16 protein-coding genes are annotated in these 17265 nt (G+C 41.7%); 5 read left to right on the plus strand and 11 right to left on the minus strand.

Annotated features, from left to right (window positions below; translation table 11 throughout):
* Nucleotides 1-152: 152 nt before the first annotated feature.
* Nucleotides 153-407 carry an acyl carrier protein gene (acpP, locus tag V7K76_RS08140; RefSeq protein WP_179065427.1) on the minus strand — a complete coding sequence of 85 codons (255 nt, stop codon included), beginning with the start codon at nt 405-407 and terminating at the stop codon, nt 153-155.
* A gap of 49 nt (nt 408-456) precedes the next feature.
* Here acpP and V7K76_RS08145 point away from each other — a divergent pair, with 49 nt between their 5' ends.
* Both V7K76_RS08145 and V7K76_RS08150 read left to right on the plus strand, forming a co-directional pair.
* A complete protein-coding gene (locus tag V7K76_RS08145; protein WP_334776800.1) occupies nt 457-615 on the plus strand; it encodes a hypothetical protein in 159 nt (52 codons plus the stop codon).
* A 211-nt stretch (nt 616-826) separates the two neighbouring features.
* Nucleotides 827-1732 carry a CoB--CoM heterodisulfide reductase iron-sulfur subunit B family protein gene (locus V7K76_RS08150; RefSeq protein ID WP_334776798.1) on the plus strand — a complete coding sequence of 302 codons (906 nt, stop codon included), beginning with the start codon at nt 827-829 and terminating at the stop codon, nt 1730-1732.
* Between the two features lie 258 nt (nt 1733-1990).
* On the opposite strand, the gene lpxD is transcribed toward V7K76_RS08150, so the two are convergent.
* The 5 genes from lpxD to V7K76_RS08175 form a co-directional block, all read right to left on the minus strand.
* On the minus strand, nt 1991-3043 hold the full coding sequence (gene lpxD / locus V7K76_RS08155) for a UDP-3-O-(3-hydroxymyristoyl)glucosamine N-acyltransferase (RefSeq protein WP_334776797.1): 1053 nt from the start codon (nt 3041-3043) through the stop codon (nt 1991-1993).
* Between the two features lie 251 nt (nt 3044-3294).
* Complete coding sequence (locus V7K76_RS08160) at nt 3295-4386, minus strand: hypothetical protein (RefSeq protein WP_334776796.1); 1092 nt, start codon at nt 4384-4386, stop codon at nt 3295-3297.
* Between the two features lie 469 nt (nt 4387-4855).
* Nucleotides 4856-6106: an NAD(P)/FAD-dependent oxidoreductase gene (locus tag V7K76_RS08165; RefSeq protein ID WP_334776828.1), complete on the minus strand. Its 1251-nt coding sequence runs from the start codon at nt 6104-6106 to the stop codon at nt 4856-4858.
* A 54-nt stretch (nt 6107-6160) separates the two neighbouring features.
* Nucleotides 6161-6322: a rubredoxin gene (gene rd, locus V7K76_RS08170; RefSeq protein ID WP_334776795.1), complete on the minus strand. Its 162-nt coding sequence runs from the start codon at nt 6320-6322 to the stop codon at nt 6161-6163.
* Between the two features lie 288 nt (nt 6323-6610).
* Nucleotides 6611-6805 carry a hypothetical protein gene (locus V7K76_RS08175; RefSeq protein WP_334711818.1) on the minus strand — a complete coding sequence of 65 codons (195 nt, stop codon included), beginning with the start codon at nt 6803-6805 and terminating at the stop codon, nt 6611-6613.
* Nucleotides 6806-7227: 422 nt separating this feature from the next.
* Here V7K76_RS08175 and V7K76_RS08180 point away from each other — a divergent pair, with 422 nt between their 5' ends.
* Nucleotides 7228-7785: an SRPBCC family protein gene (locus V7K76_RS08180; protein WP_334776794.1), complete on the plus strand. Its 558-nt coding sequence runs from the start codon at nt 7228-7230 to the stop codon at nt 7783-7785.
* Nucleotides 7786-7840: 55 nt separating this feature from the next.
* On the opposite strand, the gene V7K76_RS08185 is transcribed toward V7K76_RS08180, so the two are convergent.
* The gene (locus V7K76_RS08185) at nt 7841-9151 is read right to left on the minus strand and encodes a hypothetical protein (RefSeq protein WP_334776793.1); all 1311 of its coding nucleotides are present in this window, start codon (nt 9149-9151) and stop codon (nt 7841-7843) included.
* Nucleotides 9152-10118: 967 nt separating this feature from the next.
* Here V7K76_RS08185 and fmt point away from each other — a divergent pair.
* Nucleotides 10119-11150 carry a methionyl-tRNA formyltransferase gene (gene fmt / locus V7K76_RS08190; RefSeq protein ID WP_334776792.1) on the plus strand — a complete coding sequence of 344 codons (1032 nt, stop codon included), beginning with the start codon at nt 10119-10121 and terminating at the stop codon, nt 11148-11150.
* Between the two features lie 173 nt (nt 11151-11323).
* Here fmt and V7K76_RS08195 read toward each other — a convergent pair whose 3' ends face one another.
* Nucleotides 11324-11686, minus strand: a complete 363-nt coding sequence (locus V7K76_RS08195; protein WP_179067068.1) for a DUF6464 family protein — start codon at nt 11684-11686, stop codon at nt 11324-11326.
* Nucleotides 11687-11813: 127 nt separating this feature from the next.
* Entirely contained in the window at nt 11814-13322 is a 1509-nt protein-coding gene (locus tag V7K76_RS08200; RefSeq protein ID WP_334776791.1) for a hydroxysqualene dehydroxylase, read from the minus strand.
* Between the two features lie 254 nt (nt 13323-13576).
* On the opposite strand from V7K76_RS08200, the gene V7K76_RS08205 reads away from it, so the two are divergent.
* Complete coding sequence (locus V7K76_RS08205; protein WP_334776789.1) at nt 13577-14479, plus strand: class I SAM-dependent methyltransferase; 903 nt, start codon at nt 13577-13579, stop codon at nt 14477-14479.
* 140 nt (nt 14480-14619) lie between these two features.
* On the opposite strand, the gene V7K76_RS08210 is transcribed toward V7K76_RS08205, so the two are convergent.
* Complete coding sequence (locus V7K76_RS08210; protein WP_334776787.1) at nt 14620-14781, minus strand: hypothetical protein; 162 nt, start codon at nt 14779-14781, stop codon at nt 14620-14622.
* A gap of 54 nt (nt 14782-14835) precedes the next feature.
* Complete coding sequence (locus V7K76_RS08215; protein ID WP_334776786.1) at nt 14836-16881, minus strand: potassium channel family protein; 2046 nt, start codon at nt 16879-16881, stop codon at nt 14836-14838.
* Between the last annotated feature and the right edge of the window lie 384 nt (nt 16882-17265).

A 17265-nucleotide genomic window follows, 5' to 3' on the forward strand; every position in this document is an offset into this window, starting at 1 on the left:
GCACGGTCCTAAAGGTTTCCTTTATGAACGACTGGCGTCGGATTTCCAGACTTAGAGCGACTGGCATTAGCTACGTTAAGAGCGTTACCCAGAGGTGACTAACTAGGGGGAAAAATCTTCCCAATCCCCAATCCCCAATCCCCAATCCTCAATTAAGCTGATGCGGTAACTTTGTTATTGATGTAATCTACTGCGTCTTGAACCGATGTAATCTGCTCGGCAGCTTCGTCGGGAATTTCGATTTCAAATTCTTCTTCTAAGGCCATCACCAACTCAACAATATCCAGGGAATCTGCTCCCAGGTCTTCCATGAACTTGGCTTGTGGTGTGACTTTATCAGGGGGTTCAACACTCAATTGTTCAACGACGATTTTCTTGACCTTATCAAAAAGTTCCACTTGGCTCATAAATAAAAGTCCTTAACCACTTGCTACGATCTACTCTTTAGAGCAGATATTGTTTTTAGCATATACATCTTATCGTCAAGCGCGATCGCCCGCATACTGTCAAGAGTTTTTCTGTCAGAAAACCTCTGCCATTCCAAAAATAAACGGGGTAAGCTTTCTGGAAAAATTTGGCAGTGGAGCAGGCTACGCCATCGTCGATACTGTGTAAATACTTTGTTTTTTCAATTATTGCTAAAATTTTTTACAATGTCTCGGTCGGTATTTACAGCCTTGCTAGCAATCAGAATATGGCGATGCTACAGCTTTTAACCTAGACGGTTAAAGGGTTGCTAAACATCAAACATCAGAATTTTAGTGCTAACAAGGGATGATAAAACAGTTATTGTTTAGAGCGATCGCTCTAATCCAAGCATACTTCTATGGTATCTCAGACACTCAAATACGCTTACTTCCCCGGTTGTGTTGCTCAAGGGGCCTGTCGGGAACTTTACCAGTCAACTCAAGCGCTTACCCAAGCACTGGGTATTGAATTGGTTGAACTTAAAAAAGCTGCTTGCTGCGGTTCTGGCACATTTAAAGAAGATTCTCAACTACTAGAAGATACAGTCAACGCCAGAAATATCGCTTTAGCAGAAGAATTAAATCTGCCCTTACTTACCCATTGCAGCACTTGTCAAGGTGTCATTGGTCATGTGAATGAACACCTCAAAGAATGCCAAACAACTAATCCTGCCTACATTGAACAGGTTAATGGCTTGCTGCATAAAGAAGGCTGTTCGCCTTATCGCGGTAGTACTGACGTTAAACATCTTCTTTACGCCTTAGTAACAGATTACGGTTTAGAAGAAATTACCAAACGAGTCACTCAGAAGTTAAGTGGATTAAAATGTGCGGCTTTTTATGGCTGTTATCTCCTCCGCGCCCAAAAATCTATGCCTTATGATGACCCCTTCCAACCGGAAGCAATGGAAAATGTATTTCGGGCGGTGGGTGCAACACCAATTTATTACCGAGGTCGGACACAATGTTGTGGTTGGCCGCTTTCTAGTTATGCCACTACCCAATCTTTCAAAATGGCGGGGATGCATATTCAGGATGCTTTAACATCTGGTGCTGACTGTATAGTTACGCCTTGTCCTCTGTGCCACTTAAATTTAGATTCCCGTCAGCCAGAGGTAGAAAAAGTGATTGGACAGAAACTAGGTTTACCAGTGTTGCATTTACCCCAGTTGATTGCTTTAGCACTTGGGGTTAGTCCAAAAGAACTGGGTTTAGAACGTCATGTTGTTTCCACAAAGCCAGTGTTGGAAAAATTAGGATTTTAGCTTGACAAAGTACTAGTACAACACGGCGTAAATAAACCACCCATTCAAAACCGATGAAACGCTTACGCTGTATTCATTTTGAATTTTGAATTTTGTTAGCGCAGCGTTAGCGAGTCTACGAGCGTCATTTTGAATTCCGTCTTGCGGTACTAGGGTAAGGCGATCGCATTTCTATTTCTAACAAGGAGGCATAAAGTTGCTGTCCAGATCCCCGACTTCTTCAAGAAGTCGGGGATCTAAATCTATTACAGCAGCAGCTTAATCATTGCTATCTTTGAATTTACGTTGCAATTGTTTTAGCGATTGATAGATATCTGGTAGGCGAATATAAACAACAGATGCCTTAAGATATTTTTTGTGAGCAATGGCTGGAGTTCCAGAGACGATTTCTCCTGGTGGAACATCGTGTAGAATGCCAGTTTGAGCCGATGCGATCGCACCATCACCCATTTTGGCTTGATTGGCAATTCCTACTTGCCCAGCTAAGATTACCCGATTCCCAAGTTTGACAGCGCCAGCCATACCAGCCTGACCGGCGATCGCACAGCCAGAACCGATTTGGCAACCATGACCTATTTGGACTAAGTTATCAATGACTGTACTGCTACCAATGCGTGTTTCTCCGACGGCTGGGCGGTCAATGGCGGTATTGCAGCCAACTTCGACGCTATCTTCTAGGACTGTGTAGCCAGATTGTTGCATTTTGAACCAACCAGTCTGGGTGGGAACAAAACCAAAGCCTTCTGCACCGATGACAGCCCCACTATGAATGACGCAATCGGCACCGATGCGGGTGCGTTCGTGGATGGTACAGTTGGCGTGTAAGATAGTGCGATCGCCAATTTTAGCATCTGGATAAATCACCACGTTGGGATGAATTATTGCACCATTACCAATTTCTACCCCTTGTTGAATCACAGCATGGGGGCCAATATAAACATCACTACCAACTTTGGCGGTTGAGTGAATCACAGCAGTGGGATGAATTTCTGGGATGGGGCGATATGGTTGGTAAAAAAGAGCGATCGCTTTGGCAAATAACAGTCGCGGATCTGAGGTTGCTATCCAGAGAATACCGCTCTCGTTTGCAAGCACCTGCAAATTTTCATCCTGGGGCAAAATTAAGGCAGTAGCATTGGTTTTGCTGATAAAAGACCCAAATTTTGCCCCTTCAACGTAACTGATAGTACCGTTAGTAGCTTCATCAATGGCTGCTACCCCTGTAATCTCTGGGTCACGGTCTGGGTCGTTAGTCAGGCTATGATGAGTAGCCGTGTCACCAAATTGGCGGAGGATTTCGCTGAACTTCATTGTTGGGTGTATTCAAAATTGATCTACGATAGCAAGATAATTCTCCCTCTTTATGCTCCAGTACAATAATTTTGTAGACGGGTAACAAGGGACTGACAAATAAAAAAGTATTCAATTAACTCTTGTGGGGTGGGCATCATAATAAACTGGGCGGGCAAGATGCCCACCCCACAATATTGGATAATTTATTTCTTGGAGTTCCCCAATCTGACAATCAGACCTTTCCTAGCTTCGCTTCAGGTTGAAATACCTCACCGACATTCTTCTGTCGATGGCTCTCGTTGTAAAGATGAACCTACTTTTTGGGAATCTTGTCTCAGTAGCGTCTTGAGGCGTTGATTATCTTCAGCGGCGATCGTTTCACCATAGTGATGAAGTTGAAAAAGCTGACAATAACGGTTTTGTTTGGCGCACATCAAGCAGCCGTAGGCATGATTACCGTTAGTACCGCATAGCCGATGTCCCATCACTGGGCCGAGAGAAGTATTTTGCTCACTAGCAACAGTGCTGAGAATTGAGCGCAATTTTGACTCAAATTCCAATGACAAGTATTGCTTACGTCCTGGTTGTGTACGATCCCATTCTGGAACGATTAATTCCTGTTTTAACAGACTCGTTTCAATCTCTTCAGACATGACAAGCCCAGACAGAATAACGTGATGAGAAATATGGGGTAATAGTGTACGTGCTAATTGCCACATTAAACTTTCATCAAACCACTCTTCAACCAGTGGGCGCAAATACCAACAACATGGAATGCCAAGGTTTACTAAATCTTGCAACAACTGTACCCGACTCTGAATTGAGGCTTGCTCATAGCCTGGTTTCAAGGGTGGTAAACTAACAAAGACAGTAACTCGAAGTGAATGAGGCCGCTGTAGAGTTTTTTTGAGTCGCTCTAGAAAAGATTGACCAGGATGAACTTTAGTGGTGATGTAAACTATGTTGGCAGCTTTGCGGTCAATCAGTGCATCCAGAATTGATAGTACACGTTCTCGATGGGCTGGAATAAAGGGATCAGAGTAGTCGCATAGTGAAATCGGAAAGCCCTTTTGTCCCTCCTGGGTAGCAAAAATGCAGTTTAGCAAAGAATCAAGCAGGTCAACTGGTGCTGAGACATCCTGAAAATTTTGTGGATAGTGATGCCAGTCACGATCTTGATGACAGACACAATAGGCACATTCAATTGGACAACGATTCTGGGCATTTGGTAGAAATGGATTGAGACTAAAGTATTTTACGGCACGCTCCTCATCTGGAACACCAAGCACTGGAAAACCATGCAGCATGTACTGGCTGCCCTGCAACGTAATTTCAGACGCCGTATTTTTATCAGTGTTCATATATTTTTTATGAAAAAACGAATACACCCTGAAAATTTTGACTTCTCTAGGGTGGCTGGTGTGAATGTATAGTGACAAGGTGGGAAATGCTAGAAGATTAGTATGAATTTTGATAAGTAAATATAGTTAAGTAGCGATCGCTTGTTCTTAAGTAACTGGTAAATAGCTGAGGTTAACACAGAGAAAAATCTCCGCGTTTTGTGTCATTCCAAACCCATTAGTTTGGGATTGACAGAATATTCGTGTCTAGTAGTTCATGTCATTAATTCTGATAGGTGATGATGGTCAGATCCCCGACTTCTTAAAGAAGTCGGGGATCTCGCAGACCCTCAAAACTAATGGGACAGACCACTAGTACCGCAAGGCGGAATTCAAAATGACGCTCGTAGACTCGCTAACGCTGCGCTAACAAAATTCAAAATTCAAAATGGATAGAGCATAAGGTTTTCAGAGATTTTGAATGGTATGTCTATTTACGCCGTGGTGTACTAGTCGCCATTGCTATGCCTGCTAAATAACCGGTTGTCCAAGCACTTTGGAAGTTAAACCCACCGGTAACGCCATCAATATCTAAGATTTCTCCGGCAAAATAAAGACCAGAAACTAACCGACTTTCCATCGTCTTGAAGTTTACTTCTTTGAGGTTGACACCGCCACAGGTAACAAATTCTTCTTTGAAGGCTCCTTTGCCATTGATTAAGTATTTTCCCTGAGTAAGTTCTTGCACTAGTTGATTTAAAGTTTTACTAGATATTTCTGCCCAACGGTCTTCTGTGGTAATACCTGCACGGGCAATGATATATTGCCAGAGACGATGCGGGAGATCAACGCCGCGATGCAATGCGATCGCTTTCTTTCCCCACTCATCCTTAACTGCTAAAACTTTTTCTCGCACTTGTTCTTGGTGCAAACCAGGTAGCCAATTGATCAATAATGTGGCTTGATAGCGGCTTTCGTGCAGAACTCTCGCACCCCAAGCCGAAAGCTTCAAAACAGCCGGGCCACTTAAACCCCAGTGGGTAATTAGCAATGGCCCAGTTTGTTGTAATTGGGATTTTCCATCCGTAGATAAGCGCAACTGGGCAGGGTTAACGCTAACTCCAGCCAATTCCCGCAATTTTTGATCGACAATGTTGAAGGTAAATAACGAGGGTACTGGCGGTTCAATTTGATGACCTAACTCTCGGACAATTTTATAACCCGCAAGGCTGCTACCGGTCGCTAAAAGTAGGCGATCGCATTTAATCGTCTCTCCCGACTTCAAAAGAATATCAAACCCCGCATCTGCTGAGGTTCGTTTCACCGCAGTTACGTATGTCCCTATACGCAGTTTTACCCCAGATGTGGCCACCGCTTTAATCAGACATTCCACAATGGTTTCTGAAGTATTGGTGACAGGAAACATCCGCCCATCAGCTTCAGTTTTGAGATAGACTCCGTGAGTAGCAAACCAAGCTACTGTATCTTGAGGCCCAAACCGAGTCAAAGCCCCCCGCAAAGCTTTTGCACCTCTGGGGTAATTTTGCACCAATTCCTCAGATTCAAAGCAAGCGTGAGTCACGTTGCAGCGTCCGCCGCCAGAAATTAGCACTTTCGCTAGGGGTTGGCGACTGGCTTCGAGTAATGTAACTTCGGCTTCAGGATTGGCTTTAGCACAAGCGATCGCGCCAAAAAATCCCGCTGCCCCACCCCCAATAACTACAATTTGTAACGGTAGCAATTTCAAAAATATCTCTTTTACAGCACTTACCTTCTAGGCTAGCTGTTATCTTTACTATTCAACTAATTTAAAGTCTTGTTTTGAAGCACCGCAAGTCGGACACACCCAATCGTCTGGTATATCTTCAAAAGCTGTTCCCGGTGCTATACCGCTATCTTCATCGCCTTCTGCTGGATCATATTCATAGGCACAAACAGTACATATATACTTTGCCATGTTCGTTTCCTCTAGTAAATTGTTGGCATTGTTTAAGTACACCCGTAAGGGCACGGCAGTGCCGTGCCCCTACACCTTGCGGTATAATGTTGTACCTCATCTGAATGGGAACCGCTATAGTCATTAGTCCAAGAGAAACCACGCCCATCTAAGGGCAAAGCTCAGGTATCCCTTGAGATGTGGTTTGAATTAGTTTCGATATCATTAGTTTTTTCGCCCAGAAGCGCGGCGATATATACCAAAAACTCTTGTATCTAAGACAAATGACAAATGACCAATGACAAATGACTAAAAACGCCACCAAGTTCTTTGGGCGTAACTGATAATCCCGATCGCGATCGCCCCTAGTAGTAGTAGCAAAATTATTCCACCTGGAATAAAAGTAAGAATACCAAATCCTCTCAGTACCCAGACGGCGACACTAATGCCGAGAAGGATACCAAAAATCTGAATTAATCTACGATTTAAAGAAGATTGACTCACCTAATTTTCCTCTCAACTCAACAGAACATTACACTTGATATTGACAATTAAGATATGAAGTTACGATGAAGTTGCAGTTTCATCAGAAATAACACGTAAAAATAGAGAGATGGTATCCAAATTTTGGAGTAAGGTGCTTGATATTAGCTCGTGTTTGTGCCATTCTAGCTGTTAATAACGCAGTTTTTCATCTACAATTATTCTTCCGATAAATTTCACTTAAGTATCAATTGTGTTGATTGTGATAGGAAACACATTTTTTAGAGTAAAGTGAATGAAATAATTAGCAGAAAATCATCGTTTCCGGAAAAGATAAGCATTAGACTGGAACTAAATTAAATGGGTTGGATCTAAATCAAGCTTTATGGCTTGTAGTTTCAACTCAATTTAGGTGGATGAGTTGAGGAGTAACTTAAATTATTATGTGTGCGTCTTATATATCAGACTCAATTATTGCAGGTTCAGATATGGCTTGGAGTCAAGACAAGCAAAAGTTACTGGTACAGGGTGAAATTTTGGTAGAAACGCGATCGCACAAGTTGTGTGGTGGTGCGGTGACAGCGTGGATGTATGTACCGATGGTGCGATCGCATGTTTGGCAGCAATTAACTGATTACCCCCGCTGGGTGCAATATTTCCCCGATATCACCAAGAGCGAGGTAGTACAAAAAGGTGAGGTCAAACGTCTGTATCAAGCAGCACAAAAAGCCTTTTTCTTTTTCACGGCTCAAGTGGAAATTTACCTCAACGTTGTAGAAGTGCTGGGACAGCAAATTCAATTTCGTATGGTAAAAGGAACTTTTGAGGATTTTGACGCCAATTTAGAACTCAAAGATTGCGGTAACGGCACAATACTTGCTTATACTGTGCAAGCCACACCTCTGATTCCAATTCCATCTATTTTCATTCAACAAGCAATGAACTTAGAGTTGCCTGCAAATATGCGTAAAATGCGACAAGTTATGTGTAAAAATCAATAAAAAAATCCCGTTGTCGCCACTAGCAACAACGGGAGTCTATAGGATTTTTTATAACCTATCGGTAGGCGACTTGTGGGCCTGCCCAAATTTCTGTAACTTTTTTACCAAAAGTAATCGGCTGATCGTTGTCTGTTGTCCTGACAGTCTTGCCATCATTAGTAACTTGTACTAATGGCCAGTTTTCCTCACCCAACTCGCCTGCACGGAACAACACCTGATCCGGTTGACTTTTACTCCAGCCTAACAAGACGGCAACTTTATCATGCTGTTCTTCTTCATTGACAGGAGCAACTATATTAGTGTGGTTTTTTTGCCGATCCCAAATCACTGCACTATCTGTAGAATCACCTGTGTTAAATATACCTTCAAACTTGCGTGCTAAGAAGCGATCGCCTTTTTCTGACCAGCTAACTGGAACTAATACCCCAATTTTACCGCTCGGATCAGTTTCTTCTGAAGATTCTGCCTTTACAGCCTTTGCCCTTAATAAAGGATCGCTAACTGGAGTCGTTGAAGCCATCACCCACAATTTCTTAGTTTGCATATCTTGAACAAACAAAACACTGGTGACACGGCTGTTGTACATTTGGGGTTTTACCTCCAGTTGCACTCGGCTATAAACAGCATATCTACCATCTGGAGAAATCACGGGTACGCTGCGATAATGACGCACTCCAGAACCACCCTTGGAAGCAATAGCCTCTTGAGTTGCTGTAATCCATTTCCAAGGAATCGGATGAGGACTACCGATGGGATCTATTTGTTCTGCTTGGGACTCATCAACTGGTTCAACAGGTGTTTCTGTCGTTGTGGTTGATTGTGATTCTCTAATAGTTGGTGCTACTTGAGTTGCTGTCAAAGACTTTGTTTTAGAGGGAGAATTTTCTTGTCCTCTCAAAGACTTGACATTAGCAGCTTTGAGTTTTCGTATTAAATTAAGTTGACTAACAGAAACATCTGTTGATGGTGCGAGTTCAACGGCTGCTAAAGAATCGGGAATAGTTACATCGCTGCTTGACACAGCACTATCTAATTGATCCAAAGACTCAATTTTATCTGCTAGTAATACTTGCGATTGCTGAACCGCAGTACTTTCTGTTGGTGCAGAGTCAAATTCTTCTATTAATGAGTCGATTTGATCTGTTTTTAATAATGTTTCAGCTATCTCAGGTTCCCCAACTACAGCTCTTTCCTTTAATACAGAGTCAGACTCGCCAGTTATCGAAGTTAGTTTAGCTACTTCGGAGCTTACTGGGTTCGAGTGAGTCGATGCCCCTAGCAAAGGTGCAATCAATATTACAACAACGACGTAATTGAGAAATGGTTGGGCGCGGAACCATCCTGACAGCAAAAGGGGTTTAAGCATTTGTAGACTCTCTAGAGGGGGTGGTTGCTATGTGAGAAGCAATACCTATTCAGCAATGGGGCAGGCGGTAGTTATATGTATAACAAGAAACTAAAAACTTTGACTAGATAATTGCTTCAAAGTTTGTAGAGTTTTACAAAAATTAAGTATCATTGTCTACACCTTTTCTTCCTAAGGCACTGAATGTTTTTTTGCAAAAATATGCGAGTATAGTAAATATGCTGAGAACTCAGTAATTACTACACGATATATAAGGTTGCTATACCCAACCACACCAAAAATAGGTATTGGTTAAAGGATATTTCGGGTAGAGTTTGGAGAATGACGCTTGCAACTAGGAGTGAGATAACTTAGCATCTGGGGATCGTACTAGCGATCGCTAGTACACAGCAAATAAGCAAGTTACACACTAAATATAACAGCGTAACCCTCAAGATGGTAAACGTGAGGCGTTAATTAAAAACCTGGGAAAGAAGACGCATAACACATCATACTCAGAAGATATTGCTGTCAGCAACCCAAAGTTATAAATTGCTATCTAAACTACAAAAATAGCTAGAAGACGCAATAGTTTTTTGGAAACGCAACTGTATTTCAAGCCAATTTCGCGAAGACGACGGGGAACACAACAAAAGTTACACGGTAGATGCTCTAGCGACTCGTAACGAAAAACCACTAAGTGATTAGGTTCACTAGAGGCAGATGCAGTTGATACTAGCTCTTGCACTTGCAAACTTAACTTATTAAGTTAATCAAGCAGGCTTTGCTTTCATGAATACGAAAATATTGTACCACCAAACAGCCAATATTATTTACAGAGAATGAACTGTGTTTTGCAACTGCCGTCTAGAATACATTAGCCTGTTAGATGCTAGCTGAGTGATTTCTGTTTCAAAATACAACTTAAATGTTGTCAGTTGTGAGGGGCGCACTTACGATTAACTAATGACTAACAACTAATATATTAATGAAAATTGTATTTTTTGGTACACCTCAGTTTGCTGTACCCACATTGGAAAAGTTATTGAATCATTCAGAATTTGAGGTGCTGGCAGTTGTTACCCAACCAGATAAACGTCGGGAACGCGGAAATAAACTGACGCCAACACCAGTAAAAGCGATCGCAACTGCTCATAATTTACCAGTATGGCAACCCGAACGAGTCAAAAAAGACACTGAAACTTTAACTAAACTCAAAGAATTAGATGCAGATGTGTTTGTTGTTGTCGCCTATGGACAGATTTTATCGGCAAAAATCTTGAAGATGCCAAAATTGGCCTGCATTAATGTGCATGGCTCAATTTTACCCAAATATCGCGGTGCAGCGCCGATTCAGTGGTGTTTGTATAACGGTGAAAGCGAAACGGGGATCACGACTATGTTAATGGATGTGGGGATGGATACTGGCGCAATCCTACAAATTGCCACTACACCCATTGGATTATTAGATAATGCCCAAGATTTAGCCGAAAGACTAGCGGCGATTGGTGGAGATTTATTGGTGGAAACTCTGTTGAAGTTGGAACGTCAAGAAATTCAACCAATTCCCCAAGATAATTTAGCTGCTACTTATGCGCCTCTGATTCAAAAACCAGACTATGGTTTGGATTGGTCAAAAAGTGCGATGCAATTACACAATCAAATTAGAGGCTTTTACCCTAACTGCACAGCTACCTTTCGTAACAATTTGTTGAAAATAACCGCTTCTGCTCCCCTTGGTTCAATAGGCGATGTCTGGCGACAAGCCGCTCCGCGTCTACGCAATCTACCACCAGAACTACAAGAATTACTGCATAAATTGCCTGATTTGTCAAATGTATCAGACAAACCGGGAGCTGTAGTTAGCATTATCAAAGGAATTGGTGCGATCGTCCAAACTGGGGAAGGATTTTTGCTGTTGCGAGAAGTTCAGCTAGCCGGTAAACGTCCCCAGTCGGGATGGGATTTTGTTAATGGTACCCGCTTAACTGTGGGAGAAGTTTTTGGTGCGGGTAGTTGAGGAGTTGGCAATTTTAGATTTTGAATTTTGGATTTTGGATTGAGGGAAAAAGCATTTGACTGACTTGTACAGAGCTTGCTTGCCCTTCTTCTTGCCGTTCGCGCAGCGTCTCTTAGGAAGGGTCGAAGTAGCACTCACACCGAAATCCAAAATCTAAAATCTAAAATCCAAAATTAAATCGCTTCTAACTTTTCATAAAAGCGGCAAGATTCGCAAGGGCCATCTGGGTTGACTGCACAGCGAATAAGTTCTGAATGAGCATTGTAACAGCAGGTGGCATCACCGATTACCCAACGTCCTGCTACCAAACTTTTCTCAGATGGTCGTTTAGCAGATTGAACATAAATGGCAATATTATGCAGGCGGTAGCGCCCAGCTTGGAGCTGGTATCGATGGCGGCGTTCTAAAACTGCGTAGGTTTTACCTTGAAAATCGAGATAGTTTCCGGGTTGGGGTGTCCAATCAAGTTGCACCCTACCGAGGGACTCACGCGGGTGAGTTAGAATCACCTCGGTTGGTAAAGAGTCTGGCTCCATAAGCTGATGTGATTTGATTTACATTATAAGGATAGTATGGCGATCGCTTTCTTTAGCTTACCGAATTTAGATTACAATTGATGATTAACTAGATTTGCGAGAAATATACATAAATTAGGGATGCAAATTACGGTAGCCAAAAGTCAGGTAGGATAAATTTGCTCAAGTCACGCAAAGTTTGGTTGAGCGATCGCGCCACTTGGATATGCACTTCATCATCTTCTACAGCTAAAATCTCAGATGGCTGACCTTCTCCCAAATAAGACACCACCAAATTAGCCGCCTCCAAACCAGTAACATAAGCCTTTTCCTGCGACCAGGAACCATGACGGTTCACAATCCAATCCCCACTCATAAACACATTCTCAAAACTTGTCTTCGCGGGCAACATATAACGATAGCTACCAGGTGCAAAGTGAGTCACCGCTTGAGGTAGCCGAATTACACTGCTATCAATTATCTTTGCCTCTCGAAACGCGGGTACACAAGTTGCTAAATAACCCTGAATTATTGCTAAAATCTCCTCATCACTCAAACCTAGAAACTGATTCGCGTGATAGAAATCAGCTTCAATCACCGTTCCCGGTTCATCCCGATATTCATCATGTAGAGCATTCAAATCAAAAAATGTCCAGCCTGTACTTGCGTCGAATCCAAAACAAGCATTAGAAGGACGAGGAATATCAATTTTGCGGTCAAACCATAGTCGCGTTGCTAAAACATCAATTGCCCCTAAATTGTTCAAATTACGGAATTCTTCACGGCTTTGTAAACTAGGGCTAGTTGAGACAATTTTCTTCATCCCCGTAACTCCAACTGCGAAAATCACTGCATCTGCTTCAATTACTTCATCACCGCAAACCACAGCCTTAACTTGATTACTATCAACAATTAAATCTGTAACTCGACGCTTGGGTAACACTCGCGCACCAGCTTTTTCGATACGTTCCACCCAAGGACGAAATATCTTTTCTCCGACAGTTCCCCGACACCAAACCACATCAAAATCGGCTTGATGAGCCAGAATAAAAAAGTAAAGCATCCCTAAAGTTGCGGCGGCTGAACACTGTTCACCAGGGGCAAACAAGCCCACTAATAACATCGGTTCAAAAGCCTCGCGGTAAAGTCGGAAAGAAACGTTAAAATCTTTGAACAATTCACGGGCAGTTACAAAGTCATAGCGCCGCCAAGCTGCATCAGAATTATCAAAATCAACGACAGCATAAAGTAAAGGTAGGGCACTCAGACGGTCAATTAGTGGCAGCCGCTTAAACTGAGTGTAGAGAAAAGTTCCCAGTGGCGAGGGAAGTCGCGGTAAGTCTTGAAAAATTGGTGATTCAACTTCTAAACCTGCTGGCGAATATTGCGAAGAACGAGTCCAAGTAGTAAAAGGATTAATTTCTAATTCATTAATTAAAGAAAAAATATTTCTGTAAGGATACCAGAAGCCATGAATGCCAGCTTCAACAGATTTTCCGGCTGCTGTTTGCCAACCTGCCACCAATCCACCAGGATAGGGGCCTGCTTCGAGAAGTGTCACATCATAACCTTGTTTTGCCAAATGGTAGGTTGCTCCTAAACCAGCCCAACCAGCACCTACAACTACCACCCGTTTTGGTTGTAACCCTTCTACCATCCCACCCTCCGATTGTTGCAGTCCATCAACTAATGTATACGAGCTTGTATTCTAATCAGGCGACGGGTTGTTATTATAGCGGTTTTCACTTGGATGCAATAGGCGCTTTAGTAGTACATTCCATCGAATTTAAAATAGTTATAGACTTTAAAAATAGGCTTAGGGAATCGAACTCAGTAAAAATCACTTGCGGTTAATGCTGAGTTGAGAGTATAACAGAAAACAGACTTAACTATTCATGAGGAATAATCATAATGAGTCAATTAGCAGATGTAAAATTTAGTCTGAATGACTTTGAATTACGAGATGGCATTTATTTTCCTAGCGACTATGAACAATTAAATAATACTCAACATAAAAAAACATGGGACGCAATTGGTAAAACATATTATGGTTCCCAAAAAATTGAAAAAATTACAGATGCCTCGCCAATTAAACAAGATTACACTCTGCTAACTGGTACGCCTGGAGGTACTTGGAACAAATTTCCGTTGAATAAATCTGTCGGTTCTATTCTGGAAATTGGTTCTGGTTATGGTCGCGCACCTTTACATCTCTCAAAAGCGAAAAATCTCAGATGCGAGAAATATTACGGCATTGATATTTCTGAACCTTTATTGCGGCGGTTAATCAAGGTTAAACAAGAATACAATTTTTTCCCAGAAGCGGAATTTAACTTGATTTGCACTTCTGCAGAAATATTGCCTTTAGAAGATAATTCTATAGATTTGGTAATTTCTAACTGCGTTTTTATGCATATCCCAGATGCCCAATTAAGAAAATTATTAGCTGATATCTCTCGTGTGCTAAAACCTGGTGGAATTTTTGTTTTTAATCATTCCTTTCACAACAAGTCTTGTCCTTCTCACATTATCCATAATTTTATCAGAAGGCTGAATCCATTTGTGAGAAATCCAGTTTATCTCAAGCAATATTCAGCCGCAGAAATAGAAGAAATGTTAGCTACTGCGGGGATGAAAGCGAAATGTCCACAATACATTGTCGAACCAACAGCAGAATATGCAATTTTGCCGGAAACCATTAAAGGGATTCCAGTACCTTTTGCTAATGCTATCAACAGAAGTCTTAAGCCATCAGGTAATTTAAAAGAAACTCTGGCTTATGGTTTTAGTGCCTACAGTACTCAACTGGATTAATTAATAAATTCTCCGATTATCATAATGAACTGAATACAAATAATCTACAAAAGCACAACAATGTTGTTGTGCTTTTATTTTTAGAATAAATGCCTATGAACTTTGTTTTTGATTTTTTGCTTTGAGTTTGATTATTTAGTCTAAACTCCAATAATTATCCACAGATAATATGATTTACAATACGGTTCGCTAAGGTTTTTTGATGAAAATTCTAGATCGCTAAAGATGCGATAAATCATCACAAAGACGCGATAAATCGCCGTCTCTACAATAATCAGTCTTTTGTCTTGACGGCGATTCATCACGTCTCTTGCCTTAACCCAACAGTATTGATATGACTTCTAGTTATGGGAGGATTAAGGTTGCCCAATGAATATTAAATTTGCCAAAACTTGTACTTTTGTTAACTCGCGCACGAGACGTTGAGCTTGATGTTTATAAAGTGGTATCGGCAACACTCCAGGCAAATTATTCATCCATTGCCTAGCGTTAGTGGAACTACATCCAGTAATCAAAACTATCTCTTCAGCACCATAGATAATAGCATTTGCAGTCAGAGCTTTTTCTATTTGCACCTGCCAAAGGCGAGGCAGCATTTCACCCCATTCAATTCGCTGCAAACTACTGCTTGTAGCTAAAACAATCAAGCGATCGCCAACATCAAGCTTAACATCATACCAGGGCATTAAAGAGTAATTGTCTCGCTGATATTTCTGGTAGAGAATTGGTACAACGCTGTAGCCAGAAGCTATTTCAGATAAAAGCAACCCATTTAGAGTATCGCCATTTTCAATCTTGTATTCCGTCACCATGACTATTTGCTCATTCAAGTGAAACAAGCTCAGAACATTTTCTCCAAAAGCCGCACAAGCAAAGACTTCTGCCGACAAAGCCGCACCACATATAACTTGAGCATAGGGAAACAGAGGGGCGATATTATCACTAAATTGGCGGTCTTGAGAGCGGATAATCAAGGTAGTGGCGGGGTTCATTGCATGAGCCATCAAACCAATTTCGAGATTTTCCATATTATCGTCCCCAACTAAAATGATACTTTTAGCATGGGAGAGATTCGCTTTAGTGAGTGCTTCGGTAGCATTACCAACGATAAGGGGCATATCGGGTAAAGTTTCTTGGTCGAGAGTGGTAGGATGAATTCCTACTAACGGTTGGTTGAGTTCTTGCAAAAGAGCAGCTACTTTCTGCCCTAAGCGATTTAAGCCAATAATTACTAGATGGTTGCGTTGTGGTATGGGAGGACGGGAATTAAAAAAATGGAATCTTGAAGTGACCAGAGCATCAGTCAGCAGCGCATATAATACTCCCACGAAAGCTTGACCTGTCAACGTCATTCCCAGGCTAAAAAACCGCAACCACCAAGGCATATCGTCTGAGGGTTTTGGTTGCGATGCAAACTCAACACTACCAAATAAATCTCCGTATCCTCCCAAGAGCAAAACTGCTGTCGCATAGAAAGCTTCTTGAATGGTAATGTCAGGATAATATAAGCGATAAAGAACTATTCCAACAAGCCATAGGATGAGTACAGTAATCGCATAGATTGTCGCAATTCGCCGGATTTGATTTTGGCTTTGGTAGTAAGATTGCCAAAATTGGGCTATTTTATCCTTGAGATTTTTTGTTGTGATGCTTTGAAGAAACTGTTGCCACTGCCACTTTTGGCGATGAGATTGCCGATGTTGCTCAGAGAAAGCTAAATCGTATGCCACATCAATATAAACTAGCGTGTCTCCTACCTCTACTTCTGCCTCTGGGTTCCAGCCAAACAATTCTTTGAGTGGGTTAGACGAAACAGGTTTATGGCTCAAGATGCGGCGAGTTGTAAGATTGAGTCTATGTACTGGCTTGCCATTACACCAGCCATCCTTTGCTTGTACCTGATGCTTTATGACTTGCAACAGTTGCCCTTCTAAGGTGAAATATCCAATAGCTTCAGAGCCAAGGGCTGTTAGAGCGAAGGCATGAGCCGAAAGATGAGTGGGTTCAAAGGCAACAAAATTGCCGAGATTTTCCCACAATAGTTTATTGAAATTTTGTTTATCTGAACGTACAATCAAGCGGACGTGGGGATTAAGACGGCGTGCTGCAAAGGCAGCTTCTATATTTATCCGCTCATTTCTGGTTACTAAAAGTATTGAACGACACTGCCTGATACCTGCCTGCTCTAAAACACTTGGCTGGCGACAGTCTCCTATGATTAACTTTTTTAGTAAGTTAGGTACTTCTGGGACTTCCCAATGTTCGGGCTGCACATCCTCAATGGCGCTAACTTTAACATCGTATTCCTTGAGGATTGCAACGCAATGTTGCCCTAAACTTTTGAGTCCGCACACTAAGAAAAGGTCTTGGGGTTTTTTTTGATTGCTAGTAGGAGGATGCACTTGCTGTTGACGGTAGCATTCAATACTGCTAACAGGATGTGTTTGCGAGGATTTTTACACTTTGGTAATTCCCAATAATTTTACCAGTTGGTTTGAAGATGAGTATCAAATGATAATAAACTGTATCTAATTCTGATATTTGATACCCAACTGAACGCGAATTTTGTTTAAAGTTTGGATAGTTTTTGGGATTTCCTTAGACATCTCCAGAAATTAAAGATGCGTTACCCAGAACCCTTGTAGAGACGTAGCACTGCTACGTCAAAACAATTCTTTTTCGGAGATGTCTCTTGATTGTGATGTAATTTACCAACTTTTTCTAATATATTAAAGCTAAAGTTGGTAAATTAGGGATTAGTTGAGCTAATTCTTCCCCAGACAACT

It is taken from the genome of Nostoc sp. (genome assembly GCF_036917975.1).
In the GTDB taxonomy this organism is placed as follows: Bacteria; Cyanobacteriota; Cyanobacteriia; order Cyanobacteriales; family Nostocaceae; genus Nostoc.